Annotated in this window: 20 protein-coding genes and 1 pseudogene; 11 read left to right on the forward strand and 10 right to left on the reverse strand. The window is 64.1% G+C overall.

The genetic code is table 11. From position 1 onward, the window contains the following. The first annotated feature begins 279 nt into the window (after window positions 1-279). A complete protein-coding gene (locus FJ957_RS21875) occupies window positions 280-939 on the forward strand; it encodes an FCD domain-containing protein (RefSeq protein ID WP_281407692.1) in 660 nt (219 codons plus the stop codon). Window positions 940-1,292: 353 nt separating this feature from the next. On the opposite strand, the gene FJ957_RS21880 is transcribed toward FJ957_RS21875, so the two are convergent. From FJ957_RS21880 to FJ957_RS21900, 5 genes are read right to left on the reverse strand one after another with little or no spacing between them, the layout of a single operon-like run. Beyond that, complete coding sequence (locus tag FJ957_RS21880) at window positions 1,293-2,576, reverse strand: FAD-dependent oxidoreductase (RefSeq protein WP_140834921.1); 1,284 nt, start codon at window positions 2,574-2,576, stop codon at window positions 1,293-1,295. Next, the gene (locus FJ957_RS21885) at window positions 2,573-3,535 is read right to left on the reverse strand and encodes a branched-chain amino acid ABC transporter permease (protein ID WP_181180663.1); all 963 of its coding nucleotides are present in this window, start codon (window positions 3,533-3,535) and stop codon (window positions 2,573-2,575) included. Before FJ957_RS21885 ends, FJ957_RS21880 begins: the two co-directional genes overlap by 4 nt. Then, entirely contained in the window at window positions 3,532-4,440 is a 909-nt protein-coding gene (locus tag FJ957_RS21890; protein ID WP_140834922.1) for a branched-chain amino acid ABC transporter permease, read from the reverse strand. The genes FJ957_RS21885 and FJ957_RS21890 overlap by 4 nt, the downstream gene beginning before the upstream one ends. After that, window positions 4,437-5,183, reverse strand: a complete 747-nt coding sequence (locus tag FJ957_RS21895) for an ABC transporter ATP-binding protein (protein WP_140834923.1) — start codon at window positions 5,181-5,183, stop codon at window positions 4,437-4,439. Before FJ957_RS21895 ends, FJ957_RS21890 begins: the two co-directional genes overlap by 4 nt. After that, the gene (locus FJ957_RS21900) at window positions 5,180-5,989 is read right to left on the reverse strand and encodes an ABC transporter ATP-binding protein (protein ID WP_140834924.1); all 810 of its coding nucleotides are present in this window, start codon (window positions 5,987-5,989) and stop codon (window positions 5,180-5,182) included. Before FJ957_RS21900 ends, FJ957_RS21895 begins: the two co-directional genes overlap by 4 nt. A gap of 120 nt (window positions 5,990-6,109) precedes the next feature. On the opposite strand from FJ957_RS21900, the gene FJ957_RS21905 reads away from it, so the two are divergent. The 8 genes from FJ957_RS21905 to FJ957_RS21940 all read left to right on the forward strand — a co-directional run bounded on the left by FJ957_RS21905 (window position 6,110) and on the right by FJ957_RS21940 (window position 12,839). Continuing rightward, on the forward strand, window positions 6,110-6,844 hold the full coding sequence (locus FJ957_RS21905) for a GntR family transcriptional regulator (RefSeq protein WP_140834925.1): 735 nt from the start codon (window positions 6,110-6,112) through the stop codon (window positions 6,842-6,844). After that, window positions 6,841-7,329 carry a DUF3830 family protein gene (locus FJ957_RS21910; protein ID WP_181177435.1) on the forward strand — a complete coding sequence of 163 codons (489 nt, stop codon included), beginning with the start codon at window positions 6,841-6,843 and terminating at the stop codon, window positions 7,327-7,329. The genes FJ957_RS21905 and FJ957_RS21910 overlap by 4 nt, the downstream gene beginning before the upstream one ends. A 1-nt stretch (window position 7,330) precedes the next feature. Next, a complete protein-coding gene (locus FJ957_RS21915) occupies window positions 7,331-7,678 on the forward strand; it encodes a TIGR04076 family protein (protein ID WP_140834926.1) in 348 nt (115 codons plus the stop codon). 1 nt (window position 7,679) lies between these two features. Then, complete coding sequence (locus FJ957_RS21920; RefSeq protein WP_140834927.1) at window positions 7,680-8,732, forward strand: aldo/keto reductase; 1,053 nt, start codon at window positions 7,680-7,682, stop codon at window positions 8,730-8,732. Beyond that, window positions 8,729-9,148: a DUF4440 domain-containing protein gene (locus tag FJ957_RS21925; RefSeq protein ID WP_140834928.1), complete on the forward strand. Its 420-nt coding sequence runs from the start codon at window positions 8,729-8,731 to the stop codon at window positions 9,146-9,148. Before FJ957_RS21920 ends, FJ957_RS21925 begins: the two co-directional genes overlap by 4 nt. Window positions 9,149-9,193: 45 nt before the next feature. Next, window positions 9,194-10,456: an ABC transporter substrate-binding protein gene (locus tag FJ957_RS21930; RefSeq protein WP_140834929.1), complete on the forward strand. Its 1,263-nt coding sequence runs from the start codon at window positions 9,194-9,196 to the stop codon at window positions 10,454-10,456. A gap of 116 nt (window positions 10,457-10,572) precedes the next feature. Continuing rightward, complete coding sequence (locus FJ957_RS21935; protein WP_246685928.1) at window positions 10,573-11,619, forward strand: proline racemase family protein; 1,047 nt, start codon at window positions 10,573-10,575, stop codon at window positions 11,617-11,619. A gap of 50 nt (window positions 11,620-11,669) precedes the next feature. Beyond that, entirely contained in the window at window positions 11,670-12,839 is a 1,170-nt protein-coding gene (locus FJ957_RS21940; protein ID WP_140834931.1) for a pyridoxal phosphate-dependent aminotransferase, read from the forward strand. Window positions 12,840-12,959: 120 nt separating this feature from the next. On the opposite strand, the gene FJ957_RS21945 is transcribed toward FJ957_RS21940, so the two are convergent. The 5 genes from FJ957_RS21945 to FJ957_RS21965 are packed head-to-tail and all read right to left on the reverse strand — an operon-like array spanning window position 12,960 to window position 19,333. Further along, window positions 12,960-13,898: an ABC transporter permease gene (locus tag FJ957_RS21945; protein WP_246685918.1), complete on the reverse strand. Its 939-nt coding sequence runs from the start codon at window positions 13,896-13,898 to the stop codon at window positions 12,960-12,962. Beyond that, window positions 13,891-14,973: an ABC transporter permease gene (locus FJ957_RS21950; RefSeq protein ID WP_140834933.1), complete on the reverse strand. Its 1,083-nt coding sequence runs from the start codon at window positions 14,971-14,973 to the stop codon at window positions 13,891-13,893. Before FJ957_RS21950 ends, FJ957_RS21945 begins: the two co-directional genes overlap by 8 nt. Continuing rightward, on the reverse strand, window positions 14,970-16,487 hold the full coding sequence (locus FJ957_RS21955) for an ABC transporter ATP-binding protein (protein ID WP_140834934.1): 1,518 nt from the start codon (window positions 16,485-16,487) through the stop codon (window positions 14,970-14,972). Before FJ957_RS21955 ends, FJ957_RS21950 begins: the two co-directional genes overlap by 4 nt. 33 nt (window positions 16,488-16,520) lie before the next feature. Continuing rightward, window positions 16,521-17,534, reverse strand: coding sequence for a BMP family ABC transporter substrate-binding protein (locus FJ957_RS21960; protein WP_140834935.1), 1,014 nt, complete (start codon window positions 17,532-17,534; stop codon window positions 16,521-16,523). A 29-nt stretch (window positions 17,535-17,563) separates the two neighbouring features. Continuing rightward, complete coding sequence (locus FJ957_RS21965) at window positions 17,564-19,333, reverse strand: adenine deaminase (RefSeq protein ID WP_140834936.1); 1,770 nt, start codon at window positions 19,331-19,333, stop codon at window positions 17,564-17,566. A 161-nt stretch (window positions 19,334-19,494) separates the two neighbouring features. On the opposite strand from FJ957_RS21965, the gene FJ957_RS21970 reads away from it, so the two are divergent. Next, window positions 19,495-20,469, forward strand: a complete 975-nt coding sequence (locus FJ957_RS21970) for a LysR family transcriptional regulator (RefSeq protein WP_140834937.1) — start codon at window positions 19,495-19,497, stop codon at window positions 20,467-20,469. Next, window positions 20,466-20,861, forward strand: a pseudogene (locus FJ957_RS21975) (amidohydrolase family protein); the annotation flags it as partial. The gene FJ957_RS21970 and the pseudogene FJ957_RS21975, both read left to right, overlap by 4 nt. Window positions 20,862-21,101: the final 240 nt, after the last annotated feature.

The raw sequence follows: 21,101 nt of genomic DNA on the forward strand, positions 1-21,101 counted from the left end.
TTCACAGAATTTTTCTAGCTAGGTTCGTTCCTGAGAACCCAGAAAAATCAAAAGGCTAGGTTTTTGACGGTACCTTTCACGGTATACTCAGCCGCTGAAATTATTTTTCGCAGATATGTCAGATGCTTAGGGCGAAAAGAATATTCGAGTGGGAATGATTCAGGCCTATCCGAACGCCGCCGATTTTACGCCAGAGTTCGACATAAACCAATTTAAAATAGTTCGTCGGGACAACCGGACAAACGCGCTGATCATGGCGGCAACGTAGCGCAGGCCACCATCGCCGCGTTGCGGTCGATGATCGGCGACGGTAAGCCGCAGCCCGGCGACGCGCTGCCGCCGCAGCGCGATCTGGCACGCACGCTGAACGTCAGCCGAGCGACGTTGCGCGAGGCCTTGTCCATCCTCGCCACGTTGGGTGAGATCGTGGCCAAGGACAATGGCCGCGGCTTCCTGTGCGCCGATCCGGCCGACATGCCCGCCACGCCGCCGTGGCGCTTCGGCGCGCGCTATCCCTTGGCCGAGGTCTACCAGTTCCGTTACGTGGTCGAGAGCTATGCGGCGGAGCTCGCCGCCATCAGCCACACCGCCGACGAGATCGAGGCGCTGAGGGCAACGATCGCCGTTTTCCGCAAGGCCGCATCGGCGGAAGATCTCATGGCCTATGCGCAGGCCGATTTCGATTTCCATCACCTCGTTATGAGCATTTCGCGCAACAAGTTGCTTGTAGACATGCACCAGACCTTTGCCAGCGTGCTTTTGGAGAGCCAGCGTCTGATCGCGGGCCGGCGCGGCAATCTGCTGATGGCCGTGCAGGAGCACGATCATATCCTGCAGGCCATCGCCATGCGCGATCCGGATGGCGCCAGATATTACATGCGCAAGCATCTCAGCATGGCAGCAAGCCGCGCGGGTCTTCCGTTCTCGGAGGTGCCGTAGAGAACTTGGCCCAAGGAGCGGGACGTTCACTTGGCTTTCCGGGCACCAGGAACTGCGGGTCTGCGTCGCGAAGAGTTTCGGGCCCTGGCAGGCGTACGAAAGTGCCCGAGGAAGAAACCTGCGGGCCAGAGGAGGCGAATCGATTGGCTGATGGCCGCCTCCCTCGTTACTAGAGTTGTCGCAGAGCTCACAAGCGGCGGTTCATCTCGAAACGACGCTGCACACGATCTGCGGAGCCTCCGCTTGAATTCCGCATAGCGACGACAAGTCCGGACGGCACAATGTGTTTGCAACAGGAACCGATCCTCGCTCCTGTGTCATGTAGGACCACGCACGTTGAGCGAGATATGAGGCTACGCCTTGCCTTCGTCGAGATGGTCGCGAAGCATGCTCCACGGAAGCAGTGCGTTCGGCGCGTGCCTGAGCAGGGCGTGAAAGGGTATGGCGCCGGGGCGGGCATAGGGAATGGGCAAGCTGTTCGGGTCGGCGCCCGCCGCCCACCCGGCCACCACGCCGCCCATCGCTGTCGTCATCGCGATACCGCGCCCGTTGCAGGCGAACCCCGCGATGATGCCGGGACCAAGTTCGACAAGGTGCGGCAGAAAATCGGGCGCTACGGCGGCCATGCCGGACCAGGCGTATTCGATCGGCGGGATATCCGGCAGATCGAGTTTCTCGGCAAGCCGCCGGTGGATTGCGCGGGGCACGCGCTGTTCGGAGCCCGGTCCGAAAACATGCATTCCACCGCTGATCAACCGGTTCGCGGCGTCAAAGCGGAAGGTGAAGAGGTTGCGCCTTGTATCCGAGACGCATTGGTTGCCGGGCAGCAAGCGCCGGCGAGCCGATGCCGGCAGCGGTTTTGTCGCCAACTGGAAAACGCGGAGCGGAAAATAAGTGCGTGACAGTGCCGGAAAAAGGCCCCCGCCATAGGCATTGGTCGCCACGAAGACCTTGCTCGCGCGGACCAATCCACCCTCTGTCGTCAATCGATAGCCGGACGCCTCGCGGGCGATCGTTCCCACGCGCGTATTCTCGAAGATACGAGCGCCCCGGGACTCGGCGGCGTCGGCCAGACCGCGCGCGTATTCGACCGGATTGATCACCCCGCCGGAGCGATCCATCCAGCCGCCGGCATAGCCTTCTGCGCCGGTCAGGGCCTTTACCTCATCCCGGTCGAGAACGACCGCCGGGCGCCCCCTGGCCGCCCATTGCCGGGCCCGCGCCCGCACTTTCGCGAAAGCCTGGGCCGTGGGCGCCGGCTGGATCCAGCCGCTCTGGTCGGCCGCGCAATCGATCGCGTGCCGCCGGACCAGATCGAAGACGAGGTCGCCGCTGCCGCAGGCAAGGCTGACCAGACGTTCGCCGCGCTCGGCCCCGAGCAGCGCCACGATGTCGTCCGGATCCCTCTTGGCGAAATTCGGCACGACGAAGCCGGCATTGCGGCCCGTCGCCCCCCAGGCCAGGACCGCCGCTTCGAGGACGACGACGGAGAGCCCTTTCTCAGTCGCGTGCAATGCCGTCGACAGGCCGGAAAAGCCGCCGCCGACGATCGCCAGATCGGCATCGAGCGCGCGGTCCAGGGCGGGCCGGCGCCGTTGGTTGCGCGCGACCGCTTGCCAAAGCGAGATGTCTTTCATGACGGCTTTCGTTGTCCGAGCCGGAAGCGGCGGCGCTGCGTCATATTGCCGAACAGGCCGTTGGGCCGGAACAGCAGGATCAGGCACAGCATGACGCCGATCGCAACGATCTGGAGGGAGGCGGCGCGCGCCTGCTGTTCGGGAGCGAAAAGCGTGGCGGTCAGCGCGCCCGAGCCGGCCCAGATCGCCCAGACGAGGATCGAGCCGACAACGGCGCCGACATTGCTGCCCGAACCGCCGACGATCAGCATAACCCAGACCTGGAAGGTCAGCATCGGGGCGTAATTGTCGGGCGCGATGAAGCCGACGAAATGCGCTTGCACGGCGCCGGCCAGACCCATCAGCGCGCCGCCGACGGCGAATGCCTGGACCCGGTAGAAGCGGGCGCTCTTGCCGAGCGAGATCGCGGCGCGTTCGTCCTCGCGCAACGCCTTCAGCACCCTGCCCCACGGGCTTTTCGACAAATGCTGGAGCGCCAGAAAGGCGACCAACGCCACCGCTGTGACGATCGCCATGTTGGAGAGGTTGAACAGCAGCGGCGTTTCGGCGAGCGCCGCGAAGGGGCGCGGGATGAAGCCGATGCCGAAGGCGCCGCCGGTCAGCGACTGCGCGTTGAGCGCGACGAGCTGCACCACCACCGCCACGCCGAAGGTGGTGATGGCGAGATAGTCCGACTTCAGCCTCAGCGTGGCGAAGCCGGTGATGGCGGCGGCGGCGCCGGCAACCGCCATGGCGCCGAGCCAGCCGGCGAGGATCGGCAGTTCGAAGCCGCCGAAACGGGCCGGATCATGCGGCGTAGTGAGCAGGGCCGACACATAGGCGCCGATCGCCACGAAGCCGGCGACACCGACATTGAACAGGCCGGTGAGCCCCCATTGAAGGTTGAGGCCGAGGCTGATGAGGCCGAAGATCAGGGCCGTCGTGAGGAAGAAAGCGCCGTATCCGATCAGGTCGATCATCTTTCCCGTCTCCCGAAAAGACCGATTGGCCGGACGAACAGCACCGCCATGAGGATGACGAAGGAAACCGCCGCGCGCCATTCCGCGCCGATGAACTGCACAGCGGCCGCTTCGGCGAGCCCGATGATCAGGCCGCCCAGCACGGCGCCGGGAACGCTACCTATGCCGCCGAGAATGGCGGCGGCAAACATCGGCAGCAGCATGTCGAAGCCCATCAGGGGTCGGATCTGCACCAATATGCCGACCATGACGCCGGCGACGCAGGCCAGCGCGCCACCGAGCAGCCATGTGGCGCGGACCACCTTGGCGACGTCGATGCCGACGACGCGCGCCAGCGCCGGGTTCTGGCTGACCGCCTGCATCGAGCGGCCTATCTGGGTGCGGGTCATCAGCAGGTGCGTGGCGCTTACCAGAAGCACGGTCAGGATCAGCAGCACGATCTGGTCCGGCGTTACGCGAATGCCGAGGCCGACCGGCATGGCGATCTGGATCGCCCGCGAGAAGTAGGTCGGCCGTGACGTGAAGATGAATTCCAGCAGGCTGCGCAGCGCCATCGAGGCGCCGAAGCTCGCCATCACCACGATGATGGCCTGTCCCTTTTCCCGCAGGCGCGAGAACAGCAGGAAGTCGAGCAGCAGTGCCATCAATCCCGTCAGCGCGCAGCCGATGACGGCGGCGAGGACGAGCGGCCAGCCGAAGGACAGCGCGCCGATGGGCGCCACCTTGCCGAACGTCGCTCCGATGGCGCCGACCACGACCAGCGTTGCGTAGGCGCCCCAGGCCATGAAGTCGCCATGAGCGAAGTTGGAGAAGCGCAGGATCGAATAGGTCAGCGTCACGCCGATGGCCCCGAGCCCGATCATCGAGCCGGTGAGCAGGCCATCCACCAGGAACTGCAGGCTCATGCGTCGCCTCCCCTGGATTGGCGCGGACGCTGGCCGAGATAGAGTTCGGCCACCACCGGGTTGTCCCAGAGCTGGGACGCGACGCCCTCATGCGCGTCCCTGCCTTCGACCAGCACATAGGCACGGTCGCCGATCGCGAGCGCGGCCTTGGCGTTCTGTTCCACGAGCAGAATGGTGACGCCCGACTTGCGAATGTCGCTCAGCATCGAGAACACCATCGAGACGAATTTCGGCGACAGCCCCGCCGACGGCTCGTCCAGCACCAGCAGTTTCGGATCGACGATGAGGGCGCGGGCGACCGCGAGCATCTGGCGCTGGCCCCCCGAGAGGTTGCCCGCGCTGACGCGGCGAAACGCCTTGAGGTCTGGAAAGGTGTCGTACATGCGGGCGATGCGCTCGGCGGCTTCCCTGGACCTCAGGGCGCCGCCCGCCGTCTTGAGATTGTCCTCGACGCTCATCAGCGGAAAGATGTTCTCGGTCTGCGGCACGAAGGCCAGGCCCATGCCGACCATCTTGTGGGCGGGAACGGCGGTGATGTCGCGCCCCTCGAGCAGGACCTGACCCGCCGAGACGGGCACAAGGCCGGCGATAGCCTTGATGAAGCTTGACTTGCCGGCCCCGTTGGGGCCCAGGACGACGACGATCTCGCCCCGGTCGACACGGATCGAGGCGCCGCGAACGATCGGCACGCCGGGTTCGTAGCCGGCCACGAGATCGCGCACCTCCAGCACGGGTTCGTTCATGCCGCGCCTCCAGGATCGGCCGTGCCTCCGAGATAGGCTTCGATGACGCGCGGGTCGCGCGCGACTTCGCCGGCGGTTCCCTCGCAGATGAGCTGACCGCTCGCCATGACCAGCACGCGGTGGCAGAGTCGGGTCACCATGTCGATGTTGTGCTCGATGAGCAGAAAGGTCACGCCGCGATCGTTGATGCCGCGAATGCGATCCATGATGACCTCCAGCAGCGTCGCGTTGACGCCGGCCGCCGGTTCGTCGAGCAGGATGATGGCGGGATCGGCCATCATCACGCGCGCAAGTTCGAGGAGCTTGCGCTGACCGCCGGAAAGAACCCGCGCGGGCTCCTGCGCCAGCCGCGACAGGGAAACCAGATTGAGCAGGTCCATGGCCTTGTCCTCGGCCGCCTTCTCCTCGGCCGCGACGCGGAACGGACGCAGGAAATTGGCAAGCAGGCTTTCACCCGTCTGCCCTTGCCGTGCCAGCATGACGTTCTCGATCAGGCTGAGATTGGCCAGCGGCCTAGGTATCTGGAAGGTGCGGCCAAGGCCGCGACCGAGGCGGCGATGCGCGGACTCGCCGGAAACGTTGATGCCGTTCAACACGATGTCGCCGCCGCTCGGCGGCAGGCTGCCGGCCAGCAGGTCGAACATGGTGGTCTTGCCGGCGCCATTGGGACCGATCAGCCCGAGGATCTCCCCGCGACGCACATCGAAGGACACGTCGTTGACCGCAAGCAGCCCGCCGAAACGGCGCACGACGTGCTTCGCCGTGAGCACGGGGGCGCCGACAGCCACCTCGTCGATTGAAACCAAGTCTTCAATCCCTCCGGCTAGGGGCGTGCATCCGCCCTCTTGAATTTTGATCAGTGATCACACTTGCGATGATCACAATATTGGGCTTAGGATATTTCGCAAGCTGAAAATGGGACCGGCATGCTGAAGTCGACCGCCGAGAAGAACGAAGGCTTTGCCCAACTCGCGCCGGTGGGCCGTGAAACGGTGCAGGACCGCGTCTACAGCGAGTTGCGGCGCGCGCTCATCAGCGGCCTGTTCGCGCCGAGCCAGGTGCTGACCATCCGCATGCTCGCCGATGCGCTGGCTACCAGCACCATGCCGGTTCGCGAGGCGCTTAGCCGGCTTGTCACCGAGAAGGCTCTGGAGGCCATGCCCAACCGGTCGGCGCGTGTCCCGCCGATCACACCCGAGCGCATGGACGACCTGCTGCGGGCGCGGATCCTGATCGAGGGCGAGGCCATTACGCTCGCCGCAACCCGCATGACGCCCAGCCAGGTCGCCACCGTCGACGCGATGCTGGCCGAATGGGACGAGATCCGCGAACTGGTCGACGAGAAGGACGTGGACCAGGAACTGGTCCTCAATCAGCGTTTCCACTTCGAGATATACCGCGCCTGCGGATCGTCGGTGCTGATGCCGATGATCGAAAGCCTCTGGCTTCAGTCGGGCCCATGCATACGCGTGGCGATCTATGCTTTCTCGGAAGCCCGCCAGGTCGACACGGCGCACTATCACCGGCGCATCGTCGCGGCGCTCGCTGCAAAAGATGCGCAAGCAGCGCGCGAGGCGCTTGTCGCCGACATCAGCCGGCCCTTCGCTCATTTGCGCGACAAGCTGAACGCCAACGCCACCACTTGGGAGCCCGCCGAATGAAGATTCGCGCGATACGCATCACCGAAACCAGATCGGGCCTTGCGGTCTCGGCTCCCCTTCTTGACAGCAAGGCCCCTGAAAACGCGGCTTTCCTGTGGAATTATCTCCACGAGCCGCGCATCGTCGGCGGCATCCACGCCATGTGGACCGGGCCGGAGATTTCCTGCCCGATACCGGCCGAGCAGCTCAGGCACGCGCCCTATGCCAAGCCGCTGCCGCCCGAGAACGCCACGCTTACGCCGCAGCCGGGTGACATCGTGCTTTCCTACGTGCCGCCGCGCATGTGGGGTGGTAACCCCGACGCCATCTTCGACATCGGCCTGTTCTACGGCGCGGGCGCGCGCCTGCTCTTCCCGATCGGCTGGCTCGCAGGCAGCATCGTGGCGCAGGTCCAGGCGCACGAGCGCGACGCGCTGGCCGCCGCCTGCGCGATCATCCGCAGGAGCGGCGCCTGCGACGTTACCTTCGCGCGGACCGAGGTCTGAGATGGACGACGACAGCTTCGAACTCTACGACCTGCGCGTCGAGGCCGTCATCCCCGAAGGCAAGCCGATCTATTGCGGCGCCAAGGAGGGCGACTATTTCGAACTGCGCGGCGAGATGCTGACATTGCCGCCGGGGCAGGGCTTTTCCGTCTATTCCCTGTCCGCTGTGCTGCCGCTGCTGGCTGCCAAGCAGCGACCCACGCACAAGAACGACTGGATGACGTCCGACGCCGAGATCGCCTGTCCGGACCCGAATTGCGCCAGCCGGCTAAGGATCGTGAGGCTCGGCAAGCGTCGCTTCAGCCACGCGCAAACAACGGCGGTGCCATTGCCAAAAGAGGGCGCGTAGCATGAGCCGAACTTTCGAACTCACGCCGGGCTATGCCATTTCCCGCGTCATCCGGGGCGGCTGGCAGTTGGCCGGAGGGCACGGTGCCATCGACCCGCAGCAAGCCGTGAGCGATCTTGTCGCTGCCTTCGATGCCGGCATTACAACTTACGACTGCGCCGACATATACACGGGCGTCGAGGAACTGATCGGCGCGGCACGGCTCAGACTCGCGAAGGAGCGCGGGGCCGATGCGGCGGCGCGGATGAAGGTACACACCAAACTGGTGCCCGACCTGGAAGTGCTGCCGAAGATCAGCCGGCAATACATCAGGGGCATCGTCGAAACCTCGCTGAGGCGGCTGGGAGCCGAACGGCTCGACCTCGTGCAGTTCCACTGGTGGGACTATTCGCAGCCGGCCTATGTCGATGCCATGGGCTGGCTGAACGAGATGCACCTGGAAGGCAGGATCCGCAATGTCGGCGTCACCAATTTCGACGTGCCGCGCCTCACCAACATCCTCGACGCCGGCGTTCCGCTGGTCAGCGAGCAGTTGCAGTACTCGGTGCTCGACCAGCGGCCGGCCGGCGGCCTCACCGATCTTGCCCGGGCGAACGACATCAAGTTCCTGTGCTACGGCACGGTGGCCGGCGGGTTCCTTAGCGAAAGATGGCTGGGCGCGGCGGAGCCCGACATGCGGCTCGAGAACCGCTCGCTTGTCAAATACAAACTGGTCATCGACGATTTCGGCGGCTGGGTCCTGTTCCAGGAGATGTTGCGCGCCCTGAAGGCGATCGGCGACAAGCACGGCGCTGACATCGCCAGCGTCGCCAGCGCCTGGGTGCTGGGGCAGCCATTGGTCGCCGCAGTCATCGTCGGCGCCCGCAACCAGCATCATGCGCTAGCCAACGCGGCGATCATGGACCTCAAGCTGGACAAGGACGATCTCGCCTCCATCCAGGCCGTGATCGACAGGAGCGGCGGGCTCGCCGGCGACGTCTACACGCTGGAGCGGGACCGCACCGGCCGGCACGGCTCGATCATGCACTACAATCTGAATGCGGGTAGGACATGAGCCTGTTCGGCAAGGCCAGCGCGGAAATCCTAGCGCTCCATCGCTTCTTCGTCGAATGGTACGATGGAGCGACGGCGGAGGCCGCCGATTTCGGTCTTTTCGAACGTGCCATGGGGCCTGGGATGCGGATGATCCCACCCTCCGGCGCCGTTCTCGACCGAGAGGCGGTCGTCGGCCATGTGCGCGCCAACCGAGGCGCCTTCGACGGTGATTTCGACATCGAGATCACCGATATCCACCTCGTCTGGGAAGACCGCCACGCCGTCCTTGTTACCTATGTCGAGTGGCAGCGGCGTGCCGGTGCGAGAACGGCGCGCCTGGCCTCGGCGTTCTTCACCGAAAATCCATCGGCGCCGAACGGCGTCGAATGGCGCCACCTGCATGAGACCTGGATGCAGGTGGTTGGCAGCGAATGACTGGGTTCAATCTCGATAATGATCACGTCTAGAAGGGGAACCAAGATGAAGAGAACCATGCTTAAGCTCACCGCCGCCCTGCTGCTTGCCGGCACGGCGGGCGTCGCCCACGCTGCCGACTGCAAGATCGCCGTCGGTGTGGTTATGGAACTGACCGGCCCGGCCGGCGAATACGGCCAGGCCGGCGCCAAGTCAGTCGAAATGGCCTTCAAGGATATCAACGACGCCGGCGGCGTCGACGGCTGCAGCCTGGTGACCGACACGCGCGACAGCCAGAGCACGGGCAACGTCGCGGTCGACGCCGCCACGCAGCTCGTCCAGGTGAAGAAGGTGCCGGCCATCATCGGCGGCATCATCTCCTCGGTGACGATCCCGATCCTCACCTCCGTCACCGCGCCGGCCAAGATCGTCCAGGTCTCGCCCGCCGCCTCCTCACCGACGCTGACCAAGCTCGGCCGCGACGGCAAGACCAACGGCATCTTCTTCCGCACCATCACGTCCGATGCGCTGCAGGGCGTCGCGGCGGCCAAATACGCCGTCGACAGCGGCTTCAAGAAGCTCTCCATCATCCATGTCAACAACGACTTCGGCGTCAACATGTCGGCCGAGTTCACCAGCGCCTACAAGGCACTGGGCGGCACCATCATCTCCGACACGCCCTACAACGAGAAGCAGTCGACCTATGCATCGGAAGTCACCGCCGCGATGGCCGGCAGCCCGGATGCGCTCTACCTCGTCAGCACGCCGGTGGATGGAGCGACCATCGCTCGCACCTGGATCTCGCAGGGCGGTGTGCAGAAATTCTTGCTCAATGACGGCATGAACAATCCCGATTTCATCGAATCGGTCGGCGCCGAATATCTCAACAATGCCTACGGCACCTCGTCCGGCACCAGCCCGACCAAATCGACGGAGTACTTCAACGCTAACTACAAGGCCTTTTCCGGCGGCATCGAGCCGACCAACCCGGCCGCCGACCGCGCCTACGACGCCGGAGCCATCGTCGGCCTGGCGATCGCGGTTGCCGGCGGGCCGGACCCGGCCAAGATCAAGGACGCCATCTATAAGGTGGTCGATCCCAAGGGCGAGCCGATCTTCGCGGGCAAGGAGGAATTCGCCAAGGCGCTCAAGCTGATCAAGGAAGGCAAGCCTATCCGCTACGAAGGTGTCATCGGGCCTGTCAATTTCGACCAGTACGGCGACATCACCGGGCCGTTTCGGCTGTGGAAGGTCACCGACGGCAAGGTAACGACGACGGGCGAGATGTCCATGGAGGACGTCGCGGCGCTCAAGGCCAAGATCAAGTAGCAAGCGGTCTGAGCCAGACGCAGCCCCGGGCGCCGCGCGCCCGGCTGCAATTGCCACAAGCCGGCGCGGCGAACTCACGCGCCGGTACCTACAACAACTTGAGCCATCCCGTGCCGATGCAACCCGCCCTCGATCTGCTGCGCTCCCGAAACCCGGCCTTCCGCTCGCTCGAAGTGGTCGATTCGCACACATGCGGCCAGCCGACGCGGGTCATCCTTTCGGGGCACGGCCTGGTGCCCGGCACCGACCCCACAGCTGCGCGCGAAATCCTTCGCGGCGAGCGCGACTGGGTGCGAACCGTGTCGGTGATGGAGCCGCGCGGGCATCGCTCCATGTTCTCCGTCGCGCTGATCCAGCCCGCGCGCGAGGGCGAGGACTTCGGCGTGGTCTTCATGGATGCCTCGACCTATCCGGACATGTGCGGCCACGCCACGATCGGCACGGCGACCACGCTCCTGGAACTGGGTCTCATGGTGCCGCCGCATGACCGCTTCTGCGGTCCGCTCGAGTTCGGCCTGAAGACACCAGCCGGTCGCGTCGCCCTGCGCGCAAGCCTAGAGGACGGCCGCTGCAAGGCGGTGGCCTTCGCGTTCGACGGCGCCTATTTCCTTGGAAGCTTCGACATTGCCCTGTCGGACGAAGCACCGCTCGCCGTCGACGTGGCCTATGCGGGCCAGTGGTATGCCTTCGTTCCGGTTTCGGCCGCCCGCTCCGCCATCGAAGCCGCCAACATCGGCTGCCTCGTCGCCGCCGCCGTTCCCGTGCGGGAGGCGCTGGCGGCGCGAATGGCGCTGTCGAGCTCGGCCGAGATGCCCGCGCCGACCATCGGCAACATCGTATGGACCGGCCTGCCCAGCCACCCGTCCGCCCGGCACAGGAACGTGCCGATCTCGTCGTCGGGATCGTTCGATCGCTCGCCCTGCGGCACCGCGACCTGCGCGCGCATGGCCGCGCTCGTCGCCAAGGGCGAGTTGGAGGTCGGCGAAACTTTCGTCAACGAGGGCCTGCTCGGCACCATCTACCGCGGCGTCCCGCTGCGTGGAACGGCGCGGGAGGGACACCAGGCCATCGTCGCCGAGATCGAGGGCAGCGCGTGGATTACGGCCTGCGGCACGCTGCTGGTCGACCCCGCCGACCCGCTCGGCGCCGGCTACCTCGCATAACACCTCGATCCTGCGGCCGAAATCGCGCCGTCAAACAGGAGACCCGCCCCATGTCGTATCTCGCCCGACGCATCACTCAGGGGCGCAAGAAGTCCTATGGCATGTTCGCCAAGGCGGCCGCCATCACTGAGCCCGGCCGCGATCTCATCCATATGGAACTTGGCAGCCCGCATGCCGACACGCCCCTTCCGGTCAAGCAGGCGACGATCGACGCCCTGCTTGCCGGCAATGTGCACTATTCGCACTTCCAGGGATTGCCAAGGCTGCGCGCGGCGCTTGCCGACAAGTTGCGCGTCAAGAACGGCCTCGATGTCGACGTCTCGGAAATCGTTGTGACCAATGGCCTCACCCACGCCTCGTATGCATCCATCATGGCGCTCGTCGATCCGGGCGACGAGGTGATCCTGCTCGAACCTTATTATCCGCAGCATCTCGGCAAGATAGACCTCGCCGGCGGCAAGGCAGTGTTCGCCGAGCTGGACGCCGCCAACAACTTCTCCATCGATCCGAAACGGATCGAGGCAAAGATCACTCCCACCAGCAAGATGCTGTGCCTCGTCAACCCATGCAATCCCACGGGCCGCGTCTACAGCCGCGCCGAGCTGGAGGCGCTGGCCGAAATCGCCATCCGCCACGACCTGGTGGTAATTTCGGACGAGGTCTACGAGGAGATCCTGTTCGATGGCGCGAGCCACATTTCGATCGCCTCCTTGCCGGGGATGCGCGAACGCACCGTGTCCATGTTCGCCTTCACCAAGAGCTTCGCCATGGACGGCTGGCGCATCGGCTATCTGGCGGCACCGAAGGCGATGATCGAAGGTATCCTCACGATCACCACCAATGACGTTACCCACGTCAACACCTTCATTCAGGAGGGGGCCCTCGCGGCGGTGACGGGACCAGACGGCATCCTGGCCGAGCTGGTTCATGAGGACAAGACGAAGCGCGACCTGGTGGTGTCGCGTCTCAACCAAATGGCGGGCGTCACCTGCGAATGGCCGGAAGGCACCATCTATGCTTTCCCCAGGACCGCGGAACTCGGCCTGCCGTCGCAGGAACTGGCCGAGCTGATCCTGGAAAAGACCGGCGTGGTCGTCGAGGCCGGCAGTTTCTACGGTTCCGCCGGCGAGGGCCATTTGCGGGTGTGCTTCGGATCGCAGTCGATCGAGCGTATCTCCGAGGCAATGGATCGCCTGCAGAGGTTCTTTGGCTCGCTTTGATCTTTGTACTCACGGATATTCTGAAGCCTGCCGTCGGCTTCAGTATAGAAACGAACGTACAGATTGCATCCATTGCGGGTTCAAGTCCTGCAAGCAACAGCGGAATGAAGCCGACCGCCGCTATTCCCGCGTGTACGGCACGCCCAGCATGGCTGGGGCGCTGGTCCGCGAGCGACGGATCATCAGCGCGACGATCGCCGCAACATAAGGCATCATCAACATATATTGGTACGGAATGGCGATGCCGACGCCCTGGATTTGCAATTGCAGCGCGTCGAGGAGGGAGAACACCAGCGCCGCCACCAAAATCGGGTAGGGCCGCCACAGGCCGGCGATGACGATGATGATGGCCAGCCAGCCGCGCCCGTTGGTCATGTCCGGCACGAAACGCGCCGCCTGGCCGACGGAAAGAAACGCGCCGGCAAGGCCCGCCATCAGGCCGCCGAAGACCACGGCTGCATATTGCACCGGCGCCACCTTCACCCCCTTTACATCGAGGGCCTTGGGATTGTCGCCGGCGCAACGGACGATCAGCCCATAGCGCGTCCTGAACAGGAAGAGCCAAACCGCCGGCGCCATCAGAAAGGCGATATAGGTCAGCACCCGCTGGTCGAACAGAATGGGGCCGAGCACCGGGATATCGCTCAAGCCCGGTATCGGCGCATCGGCGAAGAAGGGGATGGTCGGCGTCTTGCCGTCGCCAGCGAAAGCGGAACGCAACCAGTAGGTGGAAAGGCCGGCGCCGAGCAGGTTGACGGCAAGACCGGTGACGATCTGCTCTACTTTCAGCGTGATCACCAGCACGGCAAAGACGAGGGCCATCAGCGCGCCGGTGAGTCCGGCTGCGAGGACGCCCAGCCATAGCGACCCGCTTTCATAGGCGGCGAGATAGCCGGTGAAGGCTCCCATCAGCATCATGCCTTCGAGGCCCATGTTGTAGACGCCGCTGCGCTCTGCGACGAGTTCGCCAAGTGCGGCGAGCAGGAGTGGGGTGCTGATGCGGATGGTGGCCGCCGCCACGCTGATCAGGATTGAGGTTTGAAGGAGAGCGTCAAGCACGGCCGACCCTCCGCAGGCGGAAATTGCACGCCGCCCAGCCGGCGAGGAAGAACAGAAGCAGGATCGCCTGGATGGCATAGATCAGCGCCGAGGGTACGCCGGTCTTGATCTGCATGAGCGTAGCGCCGTTTAGCAACGCCCCGAACAGCACCGAGGCGACGACGACACCAAGCGGATGCAACTGGCCGAGGATGGCGACGATGATACCGCTGTAGCCGTAGCCTGCTACGATGCCCGCCTTCAGGCGGTAGTGCACGCCGTAGACTTCCGTGATCCCCGCGAGCCCCGCAAGCGCGCCGGAAACAAGAAGCACCGTCAGGATCAGTCTCCGGGTGTTGGTGCCCTGCACATCGAGCGCGCGCATGTTGGAGCCGGCCGCCTTGATCTCATAGCCCAGCGGCGTGCGCGTCAACAACACATGAACCAGCCCAGCCGTCACGATTGCCAGCAGGAAGCCGGAATGCAGCCGCGAACCGGAAAACAGCAGCGGAAGCGCCGCGCCCGGATCGACCTTCGGCGTCTGTTCGAAGAAGGCGCCCGCCTCGCTCCACGGGCCGCGCAGCAGCAGCAGCGAAAGGACGTAGACGATGATGTAGTTGAGCATGACGGTCGAGATCACCTCATCGACCGAGAAGCGGGTCTTCAGCACGCCCGCAAAGCCGGCATAGAGTGCGCCGCCGACAATGCCACCGGCTATGACCACGGGAATCTGGACGAAAGGCGAGAAGCCGGCGAGATTGTGCTGCAACCAATAGGCGAACATGGCGCCGGCAAAAACCTGGCCTTCGGCGCCAATGTTCCAGATGCGCGCGCGGAAGGCGACACACGCTGCAAGGCCGGTGAAGATCAGAGGCGTGGCCTTGACCAGCGTTTCGCCGGCGGCGCGCAACGAGCCAAAGCTGCCTTGCAGGAGAGCTGCGAAGGCCGCCCCTGGGCTGGCGCCCGCGGCAGTGAAAAGCAGACTGCACACCAGAACCGCCGCTGCCGCCGCCAAGGCAAGCGCAACGATGCGCGCCGTCGGACGCGGTTCCAGCCGGCGCTCGAGGCGCCACTCCGCGAGGTTGAAATCGGTCATGCCGCAGCCTCGCTCCCGTGGCCCGCCATCAGGCTGCCGATTTCGTCATAGGTGGTTTTTTCCGTATCGAGCACCGCAAGGATGCGGCCGCGAAACATCACACAAATACGACGGCTGAGCGCGAAAAGATCCTCCAGTTCCTCGCTCGCGAGCAGGATGGCACAACCTTCGTCGCGCTTGCGCAGGAGTTGTCGGTGGACGAACTCGATGGCGCCGACGTCGAGTCCACGCGTTGGCTGGTTGCACAGCAGAAGCCGGTTCGCCTTGGCGAACTCGCGGGCGAGGATGATCTTCTGGGCGTTGCCGCCAGACAATTTACGAGAGGGTGCAGACGGCCCGGTTGCGGCAATCGAATAGGCGCTGATCGCCATGCGCGCGTTCGCGTTGAGCGCCGCGGCGTCGATGAACGGCCCGTTGCGCCAGCGCGCTTGCCATTGCTGGCCGAGGACGAGATTCTCGCAGATATCGAGATCGGCAACGAGGCCGTCGCGGAAGCGGTCGCTAGGCACGTAGCCAACGCCTTTGGCCGCCATCGTCGACGGCGAGTACGCTTGCAGCTTTTCGCCGTCGAGCAAGATGGTACCGCCATCGAGGGGGCTGAGGCCGGCGAGGCACTCGAACAGCTCGTCCTGGCCATTTCCGGAAACGCCGGCAATGCCGACGATCTCGCCGGCTGCGATGTCGACAGACGCGTTGTCCAGCACGGGCCTCCGATCGCGCAGCCGCGTGAGCCCACGCACCGAAAGCACCGTCCCGCCGGGCGCTTTCGCATCTCCGGCGCGCGTCGGCGCCGCAACGGAGCGACCGACCATCATGGTGGTGAGTTCGCCGCGGCTGACGTCCGAGGTTACGACCGTTCCGACCAGCCTGCCCTTGCGCAGCACACTGACCTGGTCGGATTGCATCACTTCCGCCATCTTGTGGCTGATCAGCACGACCGACAGATCTTCGCTGGTGAGCCGACGCACGATCGCAAACAGGCGGCGCGATTCCTCAGGCGTCAGCACCGCCGTCGGTTCGTCGAGGACAAGCAGTCTGGCGCCGGTGTAGAGCGCCTTGACGATCTCGACCCATTGCTGTTCGCCCACCGAAAGGTCGCCGACAAGCTGGTGCGGATCGAGCGAGATGCCGTAGGTGGAGCAGATCGCCTCGATCCTGGAGAGAGCCTCGGCCCGGCCTAGCCGCCAGCCGGAGCCCGTGCCGACCGCCACATTCTCCAGCACGGTGAAGCCGGGAACGAGGACGAAATGCTGGTGCACCATGCCGATGCCGGCGCGGATGGCTTCGCCCGGCGAGCGTAGCTGGACGGTCTTGCCGTCCACGCGAATTTCGCCCGCGTCGGGTTGGTAGAGCCCGTAAAGGCAGGACGACAGCGTCGACTTGCCGGCGCCATTCTCCCCCAGCAGGCAATGCAATTCGCCGGGCATGACGTCGAGCGAGACGTCGTCATTGGCGACAAGCGCAGCGAAACGCTTTGTCAGGTGCCGCACCGACAGGCGCGGTATTTTGCTCATCTCGGATCGGCCCGGCTTGACTCCTCTCCCGCGTCAGTCCGATTTCGGCTCGTTCAGATTGAGCTCGATTTTCTTCCCGCCGCCCTGGATGGCCTTGGCCGTTTCAGCCGCAAGCGCCTTCACGTCGTCGGGCATCTTGGCTTCCCAGGCGGGATTGAGAACGAGGTCGCCCGAGCCCTGCTGCCAGGTGAACCACCTTGGTTCCTTCGGCGCGTCGAACTTGGCGTTCGTGGTCTTTGCCTTCCACCATTCGTCGATGATCCAGTTGATGTGCGGATCCCATTTGACGATGGTGGAGGCGACGATCGACTTCGGCGCCACTTTCGACATGTCCACATAATTGCCGAAGCAGCCTATGCCACGCTCCTCGCAAACCTCGAAGGCGCCCGACATCTGGTAGACCATGTCCGCGCCGGCGGCGATCTGCGCCGAGGTCGCCTCGTTCGATTTGGCCGGATCGAACCAGGACTGGATGAAGGTGATCTTCTGCTTCACCTTGGGATTCGCGTCCTTGGCGCCGGCGAAGAAGGCATTGATCTGATCGTTGGTGTCTTCGGCCGGGAATGTGGAGATGGCACCGACGACATTCGACTTCGTGAGTTTGCCGGCCAGCTGCCCCATGACATAGGCGGGCTCGTGCGCGTGGACGAATATCCAATAGGCATTGCCGCCAAGGCCGCGATTGCCCGAACCGCTCATGACGAACATCGTGTTGGGAAATTCGTCCTTCAGCTTCTCGATCGCATCGACGTAGGCGGTGTCGCCGAACAGGATGTCGTAGTCGCCGGTCTCCGCATAAGTGCGGAACACCTGCTCGGCATTATCGGAGACGTTCTCTGTGTAATTCACCTCTATGTCGACGCCGTGCGGCTTGGCGGCGATGATCCGGTCCATGGAACTCACGAAGGAAGATTCCCACGGCGCTTCCTTGCCGGCCGATAGAATGCCGGCGATCCTGAGCTTGGTAGGCTCTTCGGCCTGTGCGCGGCCGCCCGCCAACCACGTCGCGGCCACGAGCGAAACAGCCACGACAAAGGTCTTCAGCATGGTTCCCTCCCTTTTTCTAGCGTTCCCAGTTATGAAGCTTGGCTCAACGGATCGACCACCGTCAGGTTTATGCAATCGATCAGGCCGAGATCGGTTATCGCGAAATCGGGAATCGCGGTGATCTGTAGCACGAACATGTACATGAAAGGCCATGGCAGCTTACAGCCAAGTTCGCGCGCGGCGTCGTCGAGCTCCTGCTCTTTCTTCGCCATCTCCGCAGGGTCGACGTCCGAGACGATACCGCCGATCGGCAGCGGCAGGAACGACACGATCCGACCGCTGTCCGCCACCGCCTGGCCGCCATTGTTCTCGATGATGTGGTTGATCGCCAACGACATGTCGTCGGGATTGGTGCCCACGCAAACGATGTTGTTGTCATCGGGCGCCGTCGAAGTGGCGAGTGCGCCTGAGCGCAGTCCGAAGCCGGAAGCGAACGCGACCGGCCGGTTGGATGTGCGGCCATAGCGCTCGACGACGGTGAGATACTGCACGTCCTGTGATGGATCGGCCTCTATATAGCCGTCGCGGACCGGCAGCAGGACATCGCGCCGCGTGCGCACGAAAATCTTCTCGGGGGTAACGGCGATCGTCAGCACGGCTGCCTTGTCGCCCGCTCCGGGCGCGCGCACCAAAAGGTCTTCCCGCGAAACGGGCGCCACCTTGAATGTGTCGGTGACAAGGGCGCTGCGGGCAGGCGGCGCAAGATCGTCCACGAGCTTGCCGCCGCGAGCGGCCAGCTTTCCCTTCGCAATCACGGCCGAGACACGGAAATCCGCAATATCCTTGACCAGCAGGATATCGGCGGCGAGCCCCGGCGAGATCGAGCCGACTTTCTGGCCGATGCGCAACGCCTCGGCGCCGTTGATGGTCGCCATCTGGATGGCGGTGAGCGGCGGAACTCCCATTGCGACCGCCATGCGGATCATGTTGTCGAGGTGGCCGCGGGCCAGGATATCCGAGGCGACCACGTCATCGGTGCAGAAGCTGATCCGGCTCGTCGCGGCTATCCCCATCTCCGTGACGATGCGCAGGTTCTCTTCGAGAAAATGCGAGATGGAGGATTCGCGAATGACGACATGCATGCCCTTGCGCAGCTTCTCCAGCATCTCGTCCGCTGTGTAGCTCTCGTGGTCGGAGCGTACTCCGGCCTGCAGGTAGCTGTTCAACCGATTGCCGCGGCACATCGGCGAGCAGCCGAGGATCGGCAGACGGCTCTTTTCGGCGATCTCGACCGCCTGCAGGACGTGCTCATCCATCGTGTCGACGAATTCGCGCACCGTCTCCCATATGCCGACGCATTCCGGCCAGGAATGGGTGGCGCGGTGATCTTCCGGTCCGAAATAATAGCCGACGTTGGAGCGCGGCAGCGTGTAGGGTGTCTTGCATGGTGCGCCCCAGAAGATCTTGAGAGGGGTTCCCTTGGCTTCGTCGAGGAATTCGCGGGCGCCTTCCAGGCCGGACACCACAAGGATCTGGTCCAATCCTGACACGATCGAAGTGGTCCCGAGCGGCACCACCGCCTTGGCGAAGCTGGTGACCGACATCTTGGAGCATTCAACGTGGAGGTGGCCGTCGATCAGGCCAGGGCAGAGGAAATGACCGGCAGCGTCGATCATCTCGGTCTCGGGGCCGCGATATTCCGAGACGTCTCCGACAGCGACGATGCGATCCTTGTAGACGGCGACGTCGGCCGGGTAGATCTCACCCGAAGCGACGTTGACCAGCGTGCCGCCGCTGACGATGAGTGTCGATTTATGCTCAGCGCGGCCGGCGCGGATGAATTCGCGTATGTCGGACAACTTCATCTCCGCTCGTGTCGTCTTGCTCGAGCTCGGGACCAAGCTTGTCTGCGCCAAAAAATCCCGCCTTGCGCGCTCTGATCCTGTCGTATTAGGGTCGTCCATGCAAACGGCAGTTCTCTGCCAATTTTGAACATACCGTTCAGATTATTGGACGATCGATGGATTTTGAAGCGATCGACTATTTTATCAAAGTGGCGGAGGCGCAGTCTCTTTCGCACGCCGCGAAACTGTATGGGCTGCCCAAGTCCAGCCTCAGCCACAAAGTGCGCGCGTTGGAGGATTCGCTGGGCGTCGCGCTCTTTGTGCGCGACGGCCGGGAACTGCATCTGAGCGATGCCGGGGCCGAATTCCTCGACCATGCGCAACGCATCAAGGAAAGCTGCGAAGGAGCCAAGGCGGCGATCGCAGAGGCGGGTCACGATATCGCCGGCACGCTGACGATCGGCTCGACCGGCGAGTTCGGCACTTCCTTCACCTCGGAACTGCTGTTCGCCTTCCGCCAAAAGTATCCGCAGGTGCATGTCGACGTGATCTTCCTTTCGCTAGGCTATTTCCTGGCACCGGAGAAGCACCAGCCCTTTGACGGCATATTCCATTGGGGCGAGCCGGCGAATTCGGATTATATCGCGCGCAAGCTCGGAGAAGCGTCGTTCTGCCTCTACGCCAGCCCGCGCTACATCGAGCAATTCGGGGCACCGTCGGCGCCTGCGGATCTGGCGGGCCACGGAGCCGTCGCCTTCCGCCGGCCGAGCGGCGTGCAATCCTGGCATCTCGAGAGCGGCGGCGAAACGGTCGATTTCACGCCCGCCGCGCAGTGCATGGCGAACGACTATTGGATGCTGAAATACTTCGCCGTGGCCGGCGAGGGCATCGTCTATCTGCCAGCCTTCTTCACCGAGATCGAGTGCATGAACGGCGATCTGGTGCCGGTACTGCCGCAATGGCGTTCGCCACTGGTTGCGATCAACCTTCTCTACATGCGACGCCGTTATGTGTCGCGCAAGTTCGCCGCCTTCCTGGATTTTTGCCTGGACTATTACCGCCAGCGCGCCGCTTACAGTTCGCCGAGGTATTGCGTCGAGGTCGTGCGCCCCTTTGCGGGCGCGCGTTCCGGAACAGAAAACTACAGATGACCAAAAGCTGGTTCGAATGTGCGCCGCGGCTGGTGGATGTCGCCATGGGGCGCACGCCGGCCGACATGGTGATCTGCAACGTGCGCTGGGTGAATGTCCATTCGGGCGAGATCATCCCCGGAACGGATATTGCGATTGCCGCCGGCCGCTTCGCCTTCGTCGGCCCGAATGCCGACCATGCCGTCGGTCCGCGACGCAGCTTATCGATGGCGAGGGCCGCTACGCGCTGCCTGGCCTTTGCGACGCGCATATGCATGTCGAGAGCGGCATGGTGACGGTTACCGAGTTCGCGCGCGGTCATCCCGCACGGCACCACCTCGATGGTGATCGACCCGCATGAGATCGCCAACGTCCTCGGCATGGCGGGCGTCAAGCTGATGCACGACGAGGCGGCCGGACCCCCGACACGTTCCTTGCGGGAGTAGCGGCCAAGTTCGACGCGGTCCTGAGCGAAGGGCAGCCTTCAGAGGACGCCCCTGAGTTTCCATGGCCGCAGATCCGTTCGGTATTGGATGACATTGTCAGGATTGGCCAGCAGACGGGGGCTGGGCACTCAAGCCTGAGGATCGAGGAGGCGAACACCCTCACCCTTTTGCCCGACGGGCAAGAACTCGATGTTGGATGACTTGTCC

Origin of the sequence: Mesorhizobium sp. B2-4-6 (assembly GCF_006442775.1) — a bacterium.
Lineage (GTDB): Bacteria > Pseudomonadota > Alphaproteobacteria > Rhizobiales > Rhizobiaceae > Mesorhizobium.